The organism is Cryobacterium sp. TMB3-10 (assembly GCF_004402305.1).
Lineage (GTDB): Bacteria > Actinomycetota > Actinomycetes > Actinomycetales > Microbacteriaceae > Cryobacterium > Cryobacterium zongtaii.
Genome location: NZ_SOGH01000032.1, coordinates 1 through 16,378, shown reverse-complemented (window position 1 = coordinate 16,378; position 16,378 = coordinate 1). Strand labels below are relative to the sequence as shown.

The following is a 16,378-nucleotide window of genomic DNA, read 5'->3' as shown; positions in this document are numbered from 1 at the left end:
GCCGCGCGCGCTAACATTTCACCCTAGGCAGACGACGGGAAACGGCGGCACGGGTGGACCTTCACGACATCGTCTCGATGCTCAGCGAGATCTTCACCATCGTCGGGCTCCTGGTGGGCGTTCCGCTCTACATCATCGGCCTATCGGTGCGCGGCTTCGGCGGCCGGTGGGTCGAGGCGGATGGCGTCGTCGCGGCCACCACGTCCGGCCCGGTGATCCGCTGGTTCGACACCACCGGCGAGGTGCACGAGGCCCGGGCAGACAGCCACGAGACCGTGCACCTGGAGCCCGGCGACGACGTGACCCTGTGGTTCAACGCCAGGGCCCCTGAACGATGCCGCACCCATTCGCCGGACCACGACGGCAAGGCCTGGCGGCTGACCGGCTTGATCCTGACCAGCCTCGGCCTCGGCTCGGCGGTTCTGGGGATCGTGCTGCTCTTCGTGTGACCCGAAGAGTGAAGGCCGTCACGACCGCGTAGCCTGTACTGAGGCACGCGACCCGCGCGTGCGGCAGAGAGGATGCCCGTGGACACCACACTGCTCCGGCGTTTTGTCGCCGTCGCCGAGGAACTGGACATCGCGCGCGCCGCCAAGAACCTCAACGTGTCGCGCACGACGCTGATGAAATCGGTCGCCGCCCTGGAAGCCGAGCTCGGCGTTCCCCTCTTCGAGCCCGCCGCCGACAACCCGTATCTCACCGAGGCCGGCATCGCCCTGCTCGCCGAAGCGAAGGGGCTGATCGCTCACATGCCGCCGGCCGGCGGCCCGTCCCAGGGATCGGGCAACAGCAGCGGATCCGGCGGCGGCAAGGCCAAGGCGTCCAAGGGCCGCGGTCGCGCGCCCGCCGTCAAGGGCCAGGCCGCGCCCGGCAAGCGCCGCCAATCCCGCTGAGCTGACCCGGCGTCGACCGGGCCAGCCGGATTCTCTCCGAGCTAGGTGGCCTAACGAACGGAGGCGCCGAACTCCTCGAGCACCGCGGTGAGCTGGTCCACCGCCCAGTCCAGGTCTTCGGCCGACACCACCAGGGGTGGGGCGAGCCGGATGGTGGAGCCGTGGGTGTCCTTCGCCAGCACACCGCGCTCCATCAGGGCCTCGCAGACCGCGCGCCCTGAGGCCAGCGCCGGGTCGATGTCGATACCTGCCCAAAGACCCGCACCGCGCACCTCGAGCACACCGTGGCCGACCAGGCCGAGCAGCCTCTCGTGCAGGTGGGCGCCGAGGTCCCTGGCTCGCTGCTGATACTCGCCGGTGGCGAGCATGTTCACCACCGCCAGCCCCACGGCGGCGGCCAGCGGGTTGCCCCCGAAGGTGGACCCGTGCTCACCCGGGCGCAGCACGCCCAGGATGTCGGTGTTGCCGACGACCGCGGAGACGGGCACGATGCCGCCGCCGAGGGCCTTGCCGAGCAGGTACAGGTCGGGCACCACACCGGCCTGCTCCACCGCGAAGGTGGCGCCGGTGCGGCCGAGGCCGGACTGGATCTCATCGGCGATGAAGAGCACGTTGTGCCGGGAGGTGATCTCCCGCACGGCGGGCAGGTACTCCGCCGGCGGTACCACGATGCCGGCCTCACCCTGGATGGGTTCCAGCAGCACCGCCACGGTGTTCTCGTCGATGGCCGCCTCCAGCGCCGCGGCATCCCCGTAGGGCACCGTGCGGAAGCCCGGCGTGAACGGGCCGAAGTCGGCGCGCGCCGATTCGTCGTCGGAAAAGCTGATGATGGTCGTGGTGCGGCCGTGGAAGTTGCCGCCGGCGACGATGATGTTCGCCATCCCCGCCGCGACGCCCTTGACCCGGTAGCCCCAGGCGCGGGCTACCTTGACACCGGATTCCACGGCCTCCGCGCCGGTGTTCATCGGCAGCACCATGTCCTTGCCGGCCAGCTTGGCCAGGGCGGTCACAAATGGGCCGAGCTGGTCGTTGTGGAAGGCGCGGCTGGTGAGGGTGATCCGGCCCAGCTGCGCGCGCGCGGCATCCAGGAGCACCGGGTTGGAGTGACCGAAGTTGACGGCGGAGTATGCGGCGAGGCAGTCGAGGTACCGCTTGCCGTTGATGTCGGTGACCCAGGCGCCGTCGCCGGACGCGACCACGACGGCCAGCGGGTGGTAGTTGTGCGCGGCGTGCTGGTTCTCAAGTGCGATCGCCGCGCTCTGGTCGGTCAGGCCGACCTGAGCGGTGAGGCCGGTCGCATCGGTCAGGGCGCTCATCGGCGCAGCTCCAGAGTGCAGCATTTGACTCCTCCTCCGCCGAGCAAGAGCTCGGACAGGTCCACGCCGATCGGGTTGAAGCCGCGTGCACGCAATTGGCGTTCGAAGTCCTTCGCCTTGGCGGCGATCACGACGTTGTAACCGTCGGAGTAGGAGTTGAGGCCGAGGATCGCGGCGTCTTCCTCGGTGACGAGGATGGCATCCGGGAAGCGTTCGCGCAGGATGGCCAGGCTGGGTTCGTCGAACGCGCTGGGCAAGTAAGCGATCTCGCCGTTCCCCGATGTCGGGGAGGCGTCAAGCACGGCGATGGCGGTGTCGAGGTGATAAAAGCTGGGGTTCACCAGGGTGAGGGTTATCACCGGGCGATCGTAGATGGCCGAGACCTCTTCGTGGCTGTTCGACGCGCTGCGGAAGCCGGTGCCGGCCAGGATCACGTCGCCGACGAGCAGGAAGTCGCCCTCGCCCTCATTGATCTCGACGGGCTCGCGCACGTCGAAGTCGTTGGCGCCGAACCAGTCCATGTAGGCGGGGCCCTCGGGCTGGCGCTGCGGGTAGGTGAATTTGGCGCCGTAGGCGATGCCGTCGATGACAAAACCGCCGTTGGCGGCGTAGACCATGTCGGGCAGACCGTCGATGGGGTCGATCAGGTGGACATCGAAGCCGAGGCCGATGTAGGTGTCGTACAGCGTCTGCCACTGGGCGACGGCCAGGCTCGTGTCGGTCGGCAGGGCCGGGTCCATCCAGGGGTTGATCCGGTAGACCACGGTGAAAAACTCCGGTTTGCACATCAGGATTGTGCGTTTCACCGGCGTACGAGTCACCGCGGCTGGCGCGACCGACTCGTTCGGGGTAGCGGATGCGACATCTATTGACACTGGAGCTCCTCTGTTGGCGGTCCGCCGGCCAAGGCGTTGGCGGAACGCGGGTGGGTGGCGGACCAGGTCGCTCTCGTGAGCCCTGTACAACGGTGAGGCCGATCACACAGGGACGCCGGTTCTAGTCTCACACAGCATGAATCAACGTTTCGTGCGAATCGGCGCATGTAATGCGCGTTGTAAGCGGCGCGCACGCAACTTCGGCGCGTACACTGGTCGAATGGACAACCTCGATCGCGGCATCCTCGACCTTCTCCGCCAGAACGCCCGGGCGGGCTACGGAGACATCGGTTCTATCGTGGGCCTCTCTGCCTCCGCGGTGAAACGCCGCGTGGACCGGCTGGTCGCCGACAAGGTCATCCGCGGCTTCACCATCCAGGTCGACCCGTCGATCGACGGCATGAGCACCGAGGCCTACGTCGAGCTGTTCTGCCGGGGCACCGTCGCGCCCGACGAGTTATTGCGCATCCTCTCCGGCGTGCCGGAGGTCGTGGATGCCGGCACCGTGACCGGCAGCGCCGACGCGATCGTGCACATCCGGGCCCGCGACATCCCCGGCCTCGAGGCGGCGCTGGAGAAGGTGCGGCTGGCCCCGAACGTCGACCACACCCGGAGTGCCATCGTGCTCACCAGGCTGATCCACCGCAGCGCGGAGTAGCCGCACGGCCCTTGACGGGCGCACCCCGGCTTGTTAGCTTGGTACAAATACCAAACAAACGAGGATGCCCGTGGACGCGTACGAGATCACCCTGCTGGTCGTGGCCGGACTGCTGACGGTCGTCTTCGCGTGGCAGCTTCGGCCAGGTGCCGTCATTCGCCCGGATGCGCTGCGAGATACCGCCCGACGCGCCGGCCTGGCCATCACACCGGAGGTCGAGCCTGTCCTGATCGCGCGCATCCGTTCGCGGACCCGCGGCGTGTTGGTCGGCACCCTGATCGCTCTGCTCGTTTCGATAGCTTCTCTTATCGCGCTACCGGAATCACCGGACGGCGGCATATGGTCCGGGCTGATGCTCATCGTTCTGACCGGCCTGGGTGGCGCCGTCGGACTGTGCGTTGCGGAGTTCAGGTCGGCGTTCGTCTCGCTCGGCGATCGTCCTCGCGTGGCGCGGGCGCCCACGCCGCGCCGTGCGGACTATCTCTCCACCGTCGACCTCTGGTGCGGTCCCGTTGCCATGGGTGTCAGCGGAGTGGCACTGGCCGCCGTGGCCGCGCTGATCCTGGTCGGTCCCGACGACGCGCTCAGTGACGCGAGCATCCCTTCTCTGTGGTGGCCCGGCTTTGTGCTGTGGATCATCTCGCTCGCATCGGCCGGAGTCGGCCGCATCCTGTCGACTCGCTTGGTGGGGCGGGGCCAGCCCGCCGGCAACGACATGGAGTTGGCGTGGTCCGACGCTCTCCGCAGTTGGACGCTGCGTGCACTGGTGCAGACTCCCGCGCTGGGGGCGCTCTGCAGTGTGGTCGTGGTGCTGACCTCCGTCAGCTCGGCGGTGACACCCTCGTCGGGAACCGGAACCGCCATGTCTGTGGCCTTTTCCATCGTGCCACTGGTCATGGGCTCGGTGGGTGTGGCTCTGCTCTCGATGGGGTCACGCCGTCCGCCGCACTACCTCACCCGGCTCTGGCCGGACGTGGCCGCGGAGCTGCGCCGCGGCACACACGGAGTAGCCGCTCCGGTCGAGAGCGGCCGCCCGTGAGACTCGTCGTCGACCCACGCTCAACCACGCCCCCATTCGAGCAGATCCGCATCCAGGTGATCGAGGCCGTGCGCACCGGCACCCTGACGCCCGGCGACAAGCTGCCCACGGTGCGCCGTCTGGCCGAAGACCTGGGCCTCGCCCCCAACACCGTGGCGCGCAGCTACCGTGCGCTGGAGCAGGACGAGGTGATCGAGACGCGCGGGCGGCTGGGTTCCTTCGTGGCTGCCACCGGGGATGCGACGCAGCGGCAGATGCAGCTCGCCGCGGTGGCCTACGCCGACCGGGCGAAATCGCTCGGGGTCGACCCCGGTGAGGCACTGACCATCGTGCGCGGGGCGTTGGGGCTGCCGGGCTGAGCCGACCGGGCGGGCGTGGTCCGGCACCGTGTAGCTGAGGTCAGGCACCGCGCAGCTCAGCGAGAACCGCGTCGAGACGGCGCTGACGGGTGGCGTCGGTCTTGGCGCTTTCGAGCGCGAGCACGTGCTTGCGCTGGTTGCTGTAGGAGAGGGCGTCGAAGGCGGTGCGTGCTGCCGTGTCCGCGGCGAGCGCGGCCCGCAGCACGTCGGGCTCATCGACGGTGCGCGGTTGATCGTCGAGTTCGATGGTCACGTCCACCTCATCGCCGCCCGCCACCCCGGCCTTGATGCGGTTCTCGGCGCTGAGGGCGATCATGTAGGCGCCCCGGTACGGTGCCACCGAGCTGCGGTAGCTGTGCCCGTTGAGGGTGACGGTGATGGCGTGCCGCTTGCCGGGGCCGAGCGCCGCGACCACCTCCTCTGGCACGGGGATGCCCGTGGCGGTGGCACCGGATTGCTCGATGACGGTGCGGAAGTCCATGGTGCGAGTATGCCGCCGTCGGTCGGATGTCGACAAGCACGCGGCGCGCATCGCCTGCGAATTGCGGCGTTGCGCCCCTTCAGCACGCCCGAAGGGGCACCTTGGCGCGACTCACGGCCTCCCCGCTCGCGCGCGCTGTGCGGGTCAGGCGCCGCTGTGCAGGTGTAGCGCCAGGGGCATCCGGGGCTTTGAGAGCGATATGCGGGTCAAGCGCCGGTAGGCGGGTGGCGTGCCACCCGCGCAGCGGCGCCTACCCCGCCCGCCGAGCTATGCGGGCCACGCGCCGCTTTGCGGGGCACGCGCCGCAGTGCGGGTCAGGCGCCGTTAGTCGAGGGCTCAGGCGGTGCGGTAGGACTCGGCGAGGCGGGCCAGGCCCTCGTCGAGGGAGACCGCCGGGGTCCAGTGCAGGTCGGCGCGGGTGCGGCGCTGATCGAACCAGTGCGCGGTGGAGAGCTGCTCGGCGAGGAACCGGGTCATCGGCGGTTCATCCTCGCCCGGGAACACCCGCCAGGCCGTCTCGATGACGGAGCCGGCCGCACGGGCGACACTCGCCGGCACGCGCCAGGCCGGTGCTGCAACGCCCGCCGCCGCGCAAATGCCGGCCAGCAGTTCGGCCACCGGCCGGGGCTCACCGTTGGTGATGACGTAGGCGTTGCCGTGTACGGCATCCACCCGCTCGAGCGCGGCCGCGATGGCGCCGGCGGCGTTGTCGATGTAGGTGCTGTCGATGAGAGCGGCGCCGTGCCCGAGCAGCGGCAGCCGGCCGGCCCTGGCGCGTTCCACGATCCGCGCGATCAGCTGGGTGTCGCCGGGGCCCCAGACCAGGTGCGGCCGCACGGCGACGACCCGCAGCTCGGCCGAGTCCGCGGCGAGCGCCAGCAGCTCGGCGGCGGCCTTGGTGCGGGCGTAGTCGCCTCGGGCGTGGTCGCGGTCGGCGGGTAGCGCATCACTGCCGGTGATGGATGCGCCGGAGTGGGCGACCGACGGCGACGACACGAAGACCAGGCGCTGCACGTCCGCCGTACGGGCGGCGGCGATCAGGGTGCGGGTGCCGCCCACGTTCACGGTCTCGAACTCGGCGGGCGGGCCGGCGAGGGAGACCTTGGCGGCCAGGTGCACGATGGCGTCGACCCCGGCGACGGCCGCGGCGACGTCGGCCGGCTCGGTGATCGAGCCCAGCGCGTCAGTGGCGCCGGCGACGCCGCTGGGCCGGCGCTGGAAGCAGCGCACCTCGTGGCCGGCGGCGACGATGGCGGCCGCGACAGCCCGGCCGAGAAAGCCGCTGGCACCGGTGACGAGCACCCTCATGGCTGGGTGAGCCTGGCGCCGGTGAGGATGCCGTGCGCCCAGCCGGCCAGGCGCGTGCGGTCGATCTTCGAGTTGTGGCGGATGTCGGTGGGCAGGTGCGGAACGACGAGCACGGCCGCGACCGGCTGGCCGGCGACGCCGCGCACCGCCGCGGCAAGCGCAGGCTCGGCCAGGCCGACCCGGGTGGCCGGCGGCACAGTCTCGACGACGACGACGATTTGCTGGCTGCCGGCCGGTCCGACGCCCACGGCGGCGGCGCGGTCGACGCCGGCCAGGGCCGAAACGGCTAACTCCGGTCCGACGGGGGTGACGACACCGTGCGGCGTGGTGATCACGTGTGGCAGGCGACCCTCAACCCAGAGCCGGCCGGAGGCGTCGAGGTGACCGACGTCGCCGGTGCGGTGCCAGCGCTCTCCGGGGGTGACCATGCGGGTGGCGGCCTGGTCGGTGAGCCAGAGCCTGTCGTAGTGGTCCTTCACGTGCGGAGCCGAGACCACGATCTCGCCGGTGACCTGCGGAGCTTCGGAGAGCTCTCCGACGGCGGTTCCCGTTTCGTCGAGGGCGCTGATGCGCACTCGGGTGGTCGCCGTGGGGCGGCCGACGCAGACGCCGCCGGGGCCGCGCGCCTCGTCGTCGATGGCGGCCTCGCGGATGCCGTCGAGGGTGATGTCGGTCATCAGCAGGCCCTCGGTCATGCCGTACGGCGTGTGGGCGCTGGCTCCGGGCATCAGGGCGGCGGCCGAGGCCAGCAGAGGTTCGGACACCGGGGCGCCCGCTGAGAGGAAGCTCGTCACCCGGGCCAGGGCGGCACGGTCGGCCGGGGTCAGTTCACCCTGGGTCGCCACGACGTTGGCCAGCGCGGCCGGGGACAGGAACACGACGGTGGCGTCGATCGCGGCCACGGCGGCGGCGACCGCGGTGGCGGTCAGCGTCTTCGGGGCGGTGACGTCCATGTCCGGGGTCACCGAGCGGGCACCCAGAGCCGGGCCGAGCAGAGCGAACGGTGCGAAGCCGGCTACCAGGCCGGTGCCGCGGCCGACGCCGTACTGGGCGTGCAGCGCACGGCTGACGGCCGACAGCTGGCCGTGGGTGTAGACGACGCCCTTGGCGGGTCCGGTGGAGCCGGAGGTGAACAGCACCGCGGCGACGTCGTCCGGCTGGGGCGGTTCGGGAAGCTCTTCGTCCCGGCCCAGCGAGATCAGATCGGCGAGGGCGTAGGAGACGCCGAGGGCGCGACGGCTGGCGGTGGGAAGCCGGTTGACGGAGATCCTCTGGCCGGGCCAGCCGAGGGCCCTGGCGGCCATCAGGCCGGGCAACGCACCGATGACGTGGTCGGGGCGGGCGCCGCGGACCGCGCGGGTGAGGCCGGTGAGTCCTAGACCGGCGTCGGCCACGACCACGATCGCGCCGAGGCGGATGCACGCGTAGAGCACCGCGGTGAGGTCGGCGCTGGGCGGCACGAGCAGGGAGACGCGGTCGCCGCGGCGCACGCCGATCTGGTGCAGACCGGCCGCGATCTCGCGGACCCGGCGGGAGAGCAGCCGCCAGCTGACCACGCGGGGGTCGGCGCCCTTGCCGGGAGCCATGTCGATGAGGGCGGTCTCGTCGCTGTCCCGCAGCTCGTCGAGGTAGTGCCAGAGGGGCTGGAGTACGTCGGCAGGCGCCGTCTGGGTCTCGACAAGCTCGACCACCGGGCTCAGCTCGACCAGGCTCTCGGCAAGCCAGCCGAGTGCGGCGCCGGCGTAGTCCACGTCTTCGGCGATGAGGTGTCCGGCACCCTCGAAGCGGTGCACGGCGGCGTGCGGCAGCCGGTCGCTGAGGTCGTCGAGGTACCTGTCGCTGAAGATCGGGTCCCGCGGGCCCCAGAGCAGCAGGGCGGGAACCGTGAGCGAGCGGAGCGACTCGGCGATGCGGTCGAGCTCCGCGTGGCTGTCGTGGCGGGCGTCCACCGGGATGTCGGCGACGAAGCCGCCGATGCCGCCGCGGCGGGCGGGGGTGCGGTACGGCGCCCGGTAGGCGTTCTTGACCGCGGCCGGCAGGGCCGGGTGCCCGAGCGCGAGGGTGGTGTCCAGGAACGCCGTGGTGGTCACGGTGCCGGCACCGAGCACACCGCGGGCGAGCGCGAGGCGCAGCGGGGCGGGGATGGGTTCGGTGTCGCTCTGATGGATGGCGGTGTTCAGCAGCATGACGCCGGCGAGGTGCTCGGGGTGGTCGACGGCCCAGCCCAGGGAGACCACGCCGCCCCAGTCATGGCCGAAGGTCACCACCGGACCGGTGAGGCCGAGGGCACGGGTCAGGTCGTCGAGGTCGCGCACTCGTCGGGCGAGCGGGCGGGCGACGCCGGTGCGCTCCGAGAAACCCATGTCGAGCTGGTCGACCGCGATGACGCGCCAGGCCGGCCGGCCGGTGGTCGCCGCCGCGGTGGCCTGGGCCACGAGGTCACGCCAAAGGTAGGACCAGGTGGGGTTGCCGTGCACGCACAGGATCGTGCCGACCGGCTCCGCCCCGAGCGCGGCCAGCTGTTCGCCGTTGTCGAGCAGATGCCAGGCGTGACTGGCACCTGGCGCCGTGCCGTCATCAGCCAGGCTGCTCTCGACGACATCGACGATCCGGGACCAGTCCGGGTCCAGGCCGGGCAGCCCGCTCGGCGGCACGCTCGCCGGAGCGAGGGCCGTCGCGGTTCGCGGCAGCCGGAAGCTCACCACTGAATCTCCATCATGGCCGTGTTGAGGCCGGAGCCGACGCCCATCAGCAGGACCCGGTTGCCGGGCTGGAGCCGAGCGGCCTCTTCGGAGAGCGTGATCGGGATGGAGGCGGGCCCCACATTGCCATAGCTGGGGTAGGTCAGCGGCACCCTGCTGCGGTCCAGGCCGGTTGCCTTCACAATGGCGTTGGTGTGCACATCAGACACCTGGTGCAGGATGTAGCGGTCCATGTTCGACCAGCTCCAATCCCGTTTGGCTTCGGTCCAGGCCGACACGACGAGTTCCATGCCGCCCTTGAGCAGGGCCTTGGCGTCGGTGAACATGCCGTCGACGCTGCCGACGCAGAGGTCGTTGAACTGGGTGGCCGCCCGGGTCACGCCGCCGAGGATGCGGTGTCCCTCCGGATGCGCGTCGGCCCGGCCGAGCACGGCCGCAGCGGCGCCGGAGCCCAGCGTGAGGCTGGCGAACTCGCTCATGAAGTCCTTGCGTCCGATGTCGGGCCGGCCGAGGCGCTCGATGGTGTTGGTCTGGATCTCGTCGGCATCCTCGCCGTCGATGATCACGGCGTACTTGATCTGGCCGGAGTCGATGAGCTGGGCGGCCAGGGTCATGCCGTTGACGAAGCCCAGGCAGGCGTTGGCTATATCGAAGTTCGTGGCCGACGACGGCAGACCGAGTCCGTGGTGGATGCGCACCGCGACAGAGGGTTCCAGGTGCTTACGGGTGACCGAGGTGTTGATCATCAACCCCACCTCGCTGGGATCGACACCGGCTTGAGCGAGGGCACGTTTGCCCGCGGAGACGGCGGCGTCGTCGAAGGCCTGCCCCACGTCCCAATTGCGTCGTTCGTGCACTCCGGCGACGCGCTGCAGCAGCCCCTTGGGCAGGCGCAGTCGCTTGAGCGCCGGCTGCAGGCGAGCATCGATCTCTTCGGAGGTGGTGATGCGCGGGGCGATGGTCGTGGCGACCGACAACAACGCGACATTGCGGTGCATCGTTGTTGCGTTTCCGTCCAACGGGGTCCCCTGTCGAGTTATGGGTGGCGACAAATCATGTCCTATCGATTTTCTCCCAGAAGTCTGGGTGTCAACCGTGCGTAAGCTGATGCCCACAGCGGCTCCGGATGTCGGTGGATGCGGCGACGCTTACCTTCCATTATCAGCCTTTCTGACGGTGGTGCCGTCACCGGGCCGCGCGCCCGGGTTCGGGGAGGGTCAGGAGAGGCGTGGCGTACCGGGTCTGGTGAGGGCGGCGGCCACCAGGAAGCAGGCACCACCCGTGATGGTGCCGACAGTAGCCCAGCTCGCCAGAAACTGTTGGCCGGACTCCGCTATCGGATACGCGCCGACCGCGGCGATGCCGAAGGCCACCGACCCCAGGAGGTTCAGCCAGGCACCCCGCCAGGTTCGGGCCTTCGGGTCCCACAGGGCATCTCGCCCGGTGGTCGCAACAACGGCGAGGAGACTGGAGAGCAGGAAGCAGACAGACCCGTAGGCATCCGGACGCCACCCGGTGCGCTCGGTGCCGCCGAGACTGGCCGCCAGAGCCGTCACGGTGCTCAGGTTGAAGAACAGGGTGCCGGCGAACAGGATGGCCGCGGCCCACCAGTCGAACCGGTCCGGCCGGTTGGTGGTGCTGCGCGGCGGCCGCCGACCGCTGAGATTGAGTTGGATGAACGCGGCGAGGGTGAAGAACAGTGAGCCGATGAAAAAGGTCAGGTTGTCGGCCACCGGGCCGACGGCTTCCAAAAAACCGGGAACGGCACCCACGATGAAAAGCACCGACCCGATGATGAATCCCCAGGCCTCACGGCGCAGCCGGAGGAACGTCGGTGCTGCCACTGGATCACCTCGCCTTCGACCGCAGCCATTATTGCGCTAGATGACCTCATCAGTGAGGGTGCTCGGGTTGCCGAACCTGTGCGCGGTGATCGAGATCGCCTGTTCCCGGAGGAACGGCAGCAGCTCGACCCGTCCGGACTGGGTGACCGGATGCGCGTAGACGGCGATGTCCGGGCTGCCGCCGAGGGCGTGGGCGAAAGCCGTGGCTGCAACAGCGGCTCCGGCCTGCGGGTCGCTGCCGATCAGCCGCACCCGGCTCGTGCTGATTCCGCCGGCGGCGGCCCTGGCCAGCCATTCCTCGTCGCTCTCGATGATCACGGGGATATCGCGGGGAGCGAGGACCGCTCGCACCCTCGGCGGCACCGGCACGGCGCTGGAGACGACGAACCTGGACTTGGACAGCAGGCCGGCCGCGATCACGCGCAACAGCAGGGCCAGGCTGCCGTCGTCGCCCAGCCGCACGGTGACCGGCAGCGGGCGGTACCGGAACAGGTTGCGCTCCAGCCCGAGCGCGGACACGTCCGCGACAACGTCGAACTCCTCACGCCAAGCGAGGGCGTCGCTGAGCGCCGAGCGGCGCAACACGTCGAACTCCTCGTAGGGCAGCGACGGCTGAGAAGCCTCGATGAGATCGGTGATGCGCTGTTCGAGGCCCCGCAGGTGCAGGGTGGAGCTGTTGACTCCCGGATCGGTGACCCAGCCGCCCAGACCGAAGAGGTAGTTGGGGCCGCCGGCCTTGGAGCCGGGTCCGACCGCCGAGCGCTTCCAGCCGCCGAACGGCTGTCGCCGCACGATCGCGCCGGTGATCCCGCGGTTCACGTAGAGGTTGCCGGCCTGAACCGTGTCGACCCACTGGGCGATCTCGTCGGCGTCGAGCGAGTGCAGCCCGGCCGTGAGCCCGTAGTCGACGGCGTTCTGGTAGCGGATGGCTTCCTCGAGATTCCGGGCGTGCATGACACCGAGCACCGGGCCGAAGAACTCGGTGAGGTGGAAGTACGAGCCGGGGGCGACGCCGCTGCGGATGCCGGGCGACCACAGCTGCCCGACCCCGGTCTCGAGGTCGTCATCGAGCAGCTGGGGCTTGACCAGCCAGCTTTCGCCGGCGCCGAGCTCGGTCAGCGCGTGTAACAGCTTGCCGTCGGCGGGCTCGATGATGGGGCCCATCTGGCTGTCCGGGTCGGCGGGGCGGCCCACCCGGAGCGATGTCGCGGCATCCACCAGCTGGCCCAGGAATCGGGTGGACCGCGCGACCGACCCGACCAGGATCACCAGGCTGGCGGCGGAGCACTTCTGGCCGGCATGGCCGAAGGCGCTCTTGATCACGTCGGCGGCGGCCAGGTCGAGGTCGGCGGACGGGGTGACGATGATGGCGTTCTTGCCGCTGGTCTCGGCCAGGAGCGGGAGGTCCTCTCGCAGGCCGCGGAACAGCGTGGCGGTCTCGTAGGCACCGGTGAGGATGACCCTGTCAACGTCGGGATGGGCCAACAGCCGGCTACCGAGAGCCCGGTCGGGCAGGTCGACGAGGGCGAGAAGCTCGCGCGGAACCCCGGCCTCCCAGAGCGCTTCGACCATCACGGCGCCGGTGCGCTGGGCGAGAGCCGCCGGCTTGATGATCACGCCGGAGCCCGCGGCAAGGGCGGCGAGCACGCCGCCGGCCGGGATGGCCACCGGGAAGTTCCACGGCGGCGTGATCACGGTGAGCCGTGAGGGTACGAAGATGGCGCCCTGCACCCTGTCGAGCTCGCGGGCTTGTGCTGCGTAGTAGTGCGCGAAGTCGATGGCTTCGCTGACCTCCGGGTCACCCTCGGCGATGGTCTTTCCGGTTTCGGAGGCCATCACCTCGATCAGGCGGTCGCGGTTGGCGGCCAGGGCCAGACCCGCGCGGTGCAACACCTGGGCGCGCTCGATGCCCGGCTTCTGCCCCCAGGCGGCTCCGGCCGCGGTGACGGTGGCGATGACCTCATCGAGCCTGTCGGCGTCATCGATGCGGGCCTGCTTGATGCTCTCCCTGCCCAGCATCGACGTCTCGACCCTGGCCAGGATGCTCCGGCCCCAGGCGCGGTTCGCCGGGAGGGACGGGTCGGTGTCGGGTTCGTTGTGGAAACCGCCCAGAACCGACCGGCTCGTGGAGACCGAACCCCGGGTCAGGCCGAGCACCATCGCGGTGAGGTTGGGGTCGTCGGCGTCGGCCGGCGGGGTCGTCAGCGGGGGCGAGTCGATGTCGGGCAGGGGCTCGAGAGGCACAACCACCGAGCGGTCCTGGTCCCGGTTCGCCGGCGGCACGAACACGGTGCCGCCCGGCGCGCCCGGGGCGGTCTCGAGGGCGGCCAGAGAGTCGAGGAAGCGCTGTTTCTCCCGCTCGAACAGGGCCGGGGTGTCGGCCAGTTCGAACACCGCCGACATGAAGTTCTCCTCGCTCGCGTTCTCCTCGAGGCGGCGGATGAGGTAGCTGATGGCCACATCGAACTCCGCGGGGTTCACCACCGGCGTGTAGAGCAGCAGCCGGCCGACGTCCTTCTTCACGGCCTCGGCCTGGCTCGTGGCCATGCCCAACAGCATTTCGAACTCGATGCGGTCGTCTACACCGCGCTGCTCGGCGAGCAAGTGCGCATAGGCCACGTCGAACAGGTTGTGCCCGGCCACCCCGATGCGCACGGCGTCGGTGTTCTGCGGGGTGAGCGCCCAGTTGAGCACACGCTTGTAGTTGGTATCGGTGTCCTGCTTGCTGACGTAGGTGGCAAGCGGCCAGTCGTGCACCGTCGCATCCACGTGCTCCATCGCAAGGTTGGCCCCCTTGACCAGGCGCACCTTGATGGGGGCGCCGCCGCCGGCTCGGCGGGCGTGCGCCCACTGGGTGAGGCCTTGCAGCGCGCCGAGCGCGTCGGGCAGGTAGGCCTGCAGCACGATTCCGGCCTCGAGGCCCTGCAGCCGCGGCTGGTCGAGGATGCGTTCGAAGACCGCGATGGTGAGGTCGAGGTCGCGGTATTCCTCCATGTCGAGGTTGATGAACTTGGGTGTCGGTGACGCCGCGGCGAGCTCGTACAGCGGGGTCAGGCGTTCGACGACCCTGTCGACGGCCTCGTCGAACGCCCACATCGACAGCTGGCTGGCGATCGAGGAGACCTTGATCGACACGTAGTCCACGTCGTCCCTGGCCAGGAGTTCGCGAGTGCCGGCGAGGCGACGCAGCGCCTCTTTCTCGCCCAGCACGGCTTCGCCGAGCAGATTGATGTTGAGCCGGTTGCCGGATTCCTTGAGTGCCTCGATGGAGGGGCCGAGCTTGTCTGCCGTCGCATCCACCACCAGGTGACCGACCATCTGGCGCAGCACCTTGCGGGCTGCCGGGATCACGACCCACGGCAGTACCGGGCCCATGACGCCGCCGACGCCGATGGCGCCTCGCAGAACCGGCGGCAGGAAGGCCGGCGCGAGCTTGGCCACCCGTTGCAGGTTGTAGCCGGCGACCATCACGTCCTCCGGTCGCATGACGCCGTCGACGAACCCCACGGTGAAGTCGAGCCCGTTGGGGTCCTTCAGTACGCCGGCGAGCCGCTCAGCGGAAACGTCTGCTGGGATCGTCGCACTGTCGGCCAGCCACTTGGTGACCAGGGCCACGACCTCCACACCGAGGTCCTGCTGCACGTTCGGGAGGCTATTGCTCATGCTCCCGAGGTTAGTCGCAGCAGCCCCTCAAGGTGCTCGTCCACGGCCGTGATGTGTCGGCGTTTCTCATCTTCGGGCAGGAACGAGGCCACGAACGAGTTGCGGGCCAGCGTCGCCATCTGGTGGTGATCCAGGCTGAACTCGCGCTGCAGGGCCGCCAGGTTGTCATCGACGTAGCCACCGAAGTAGGCGGGGTCGTCGCTGTTGACGGTCACCAGAAGGCCGACGGCGAGCATGGCGGGCAGCGGATGCAGGCCGAGCATCGGAATGGCCCGCAGGCACACATTCGAGAGCGGGCACACCGTGAGCGGGATCTGCCGCTTGCGGAGAATCTCGACGAGGTCGTGGTCTTCGATGGCGCGGATGCCGTGATCAATCCGCTCCACCCCCAACAGGTCGAGGGCTTCGCGCACGTAGTCCGGCCCGCCCTCCTCGCCCGCGTGCGCCACCCTGTGCAGCCCGAGGGCCGTGGCCTTGGCGAAGACCTCGGTGAACAGGGAGGGCGGGAAACCGACCTCGGCGGAGTCGAGTCCGACGCCGATGAACTGGTCGAGGTACGGGAGGGCCGCGTCCAAGGTCTCCATTGCGGCCCGACCGCCCAGATGACGGAGGAAGCAGAGGATGAGGTCGGCGGAGATGCCCAGCGTGGCTCGGGCGTCGCCGAGGGCGCGGGTGAGGCCGCCGAACACCACGTCGAGGGGGATGCCGTTGGCCAAGTGGGTCTGCGGGTCGAAGAAGATCTCGGCACGGCGCACTCCCGCGGCGGATGCGCGGGTGAGGTACGCCATTCCGAGATCGTAGAAGTCGGCCTCGGTGCGAAGCACCGCCAGGTTTTCGTAGTAGATGTCGAGGAACGACTGCAGATCGGTGAACCTGTACAGCTCTCGCAAGGCCGCGGGGTCGTAGCTGGGCAGTTCGACGTTGTTGCGTCGGGCCAGGGTCACGAGCAGCTCGGTCTCGAGGGTGCCCTCGATGTGCACGTGCAGTTCCGCGACGGGCCAGGTGGCGACGGTCATAGCTCTCTCCCCCGGATTAAGGTGAGTCCCCATCGTGCCATGTCCGCGAACTGTGAGTTGAGCACCGAAAACTCGCGGAACCGGGGGTGGGGGTTAAACGCAGAAAAGCCACCCCGGTGGGGTGGCTTTTCTGTGTGTTTCTAAGTTAAGTCCGGCGGTGTCCTACTCTCCCACAGGGTCCCCCCTGCAGTACCATCGGCGCAAAGAGTCTTAGCTTCCGGGTT

At 69.7% G+C, this 16,378-nt stretch carries 14 protein-coding genes and 1 rRNA gene; 5 read left to right on the top strand and 10 right to left on the bottom strand.

All coding sequences use genetic code 11. The annotated features are described in order from the left end of the window. Window positions 1-53: 53 nt before the first annotated feature. Window positions 54-449, top strand: a complete 396-nt coding sequence (locus E3T22_RS17905) for a DUF3592 domain-containing protein (protein ID WP_241983727.1) — start codon at window positions 54-56, stop codon at window positions 447-449. A 78-nt stretch (window positions 450-527) separates the two neighbouring features. Beyond that, a complete protein-coding gene (locus E3T22_RS17900) occupies window positions 528-893 on the top strand; it encodes a LysR family transcriptional regulator (RefSeq protein ID WP_088454897.1) in 366 nt (121 codons plus the stop codon). A gap of 50 nt (window positions 894-943) precedes the next feature. On the opposite strand, the gene rocD is transcribed toward E3T22_RS17900, so the two are convergent. Next, complete coding sequence (gene rocD, locus E3T22_RS17895; protein WP_165787866.1) at window positions 944-2,209, bottom strand: ornithine--oxo-acid transaminase; 1,266 nt, start codon at window positions 2,207-2,209, stop codon at window positions 944-946. Beyond that, window positions 2,206-2,997 (bottom strand): dimethylargininase, encoded by a 792-nt coding sequence (ddaH, locus tag E3T22_RS17890; protein ID WP_088457798.1) that lies wholly within the window; start codon window positions 2,995-2,997, stop codon window positions 2,206-2,208. The genes rocD and ddaH overlap by 4 nt, the downstream gene beginning before the upstream one ends. 307 nt (window positions 2,998-3,304) lie before the next feature. On the opposite strand from ddaH, the gene E3T22_RS17885 reads away from it, so the two are divergent. The 3 genes from E3T22_RS17885 to E3T22_RS17875 all read left to right on the top strand — a co-directional run bounded on the left by E3T22_RS17885 (window position 3,305) and on the right by E3T22_RS17875 (window position 5,140). Beyond that, complete coding sequence (locus tag E3T22_RS17885) at window positions 3,305-3,742, top strand: Lrp/AsnC family transcriptional regulator (RefSeq protein ID WP_088454895.1); 438 nt, start codon at window positions 3,305-3,307, stop codon at window positions 3,740-3,742. 70 nt (window positions 3,743-3,812) lie between these two features. Then, window positions 3,813-4,781, top strand: coding sequence for a hypothetical protein (locus E3T22_RS17880; protein ID WP_134481261.1), 969 nt, complete (start codon window positions 3,813-3,815; stop codon window positions 4,779-4,781). After that, window positions 4,778-5,140, top strand: a complete 363-nt coding sequence (locus E3T22_RS17875; protein WP_088454893.1) for a GntR family transcriptional regulator — start codon at window positions 4,778-4,780, stop codon at window positions 5,138-5,140. The genes E3T22_RS17880 and E3T22_RS17875 overlap by 4 nt, the downstream gene beginning before the upstream one ends. Before the next feature lie 40 nt (window positions 5,141-5,180). Here E3T22_RS17875 and E3T22_RS17870 read toward each other — a convergent pair whose 3' ends face one another. The 8 genes from E3T22_RS17870 to rrf form a co-directional block, all read right to left on the bottom strand. Next, window positions 5,181-5,621, bottom strand: coding sequence for a YdeI/OmpD-associated family protein (locus E3T22_RS17870; RefSeq protein WP_088454892.1), 441 nt, complete (start codon window positions 5,619-5,621; stop codon window positions 5,181-5,183). 336 nt (window positions 5,622-5,957) lie between these two features. Next, complete coding sequence (locus E3T22_RS17865) at window positions 5,958-6,929, bottom strand: NAD(P)-dependent oxidoreductase (RefSeq protein ID WP_134481260.1); 972 nt, start codon at window positions 6,927-6,929, stop codon at window positions 5,958-5,960. After that, entirely contained in the window at window positions 6,926-9,631 is a 2,706-nt protein-coding gene (locus E3T22_RS17860) for an alpha/beta fold hydrolase (RefSeq protein WP_134481283.1), read from the bottom strand. Before E3T22_RS17860 ends, E3T22_RS17865 begins: the two co-directional genes overlap by 4 nt. After that, entirely contained in the window at window positions 9,628-10,629 is a 1,002-nt protein-coding gene (locus tag E3T22_RS17855; protein WP_088454890.1) for a 3-oxoacyl-ACP synthase III, read from the bottom strand. The genes E3T22_RS17860 and E3T22_RS17855 overlap by 4 nt, the downstream gene beginning before the upstream one ends. Window positions 10,630-10,848: 219 nt before the next feature. Further along, window positions 10,849-11,475: a hypothetical protein gene (locus E3T22_RS17850; RefSeq protein ID WP_134481259.1), complete on the bottom strand. Its 627-nt coding sequence runs from the start codon at window positions 11,473-11,475 to the stop codon at window positions 10,849-10,851. A gap of 36 nt (window positions 11,476-11,511) precedes the next feature. Next, window positions 11,512-15,138, bottom strand: coding sequence for a bifunctional proline dehydrogenase/L-glutamate gamma-semialdehyde dehydrogenase (locus tag E3T22_RS17845; protein WP_088454888.1), 3,627 nt, complete (start codon window positions 15,136-15,138; stop codon window positions 11,512-11,514). After that, a complete protein-coding gene (locus E3T22_RS17840) occupies window positions 15,135-16,154 on the bottom strand; it encodes an adenosine deaminase (protein ID WP_134481258.1) in 1,020 nt (339 codons plus the stop codon). The genes E3T22_RS17845 and E3T22_RS17840 overlap by 4 nt, the downstream gene beginning before the upstream one ends. 149 nt (window positions 16,155-16,303) lie before the next feature. Beyond that, window positions 16,304-16,378: ribosomal RNA gene (rrf, locus tag E3T22_RS17835) — 5S ribosomal RNA — on the bottom strand; the annotation flags it as partial.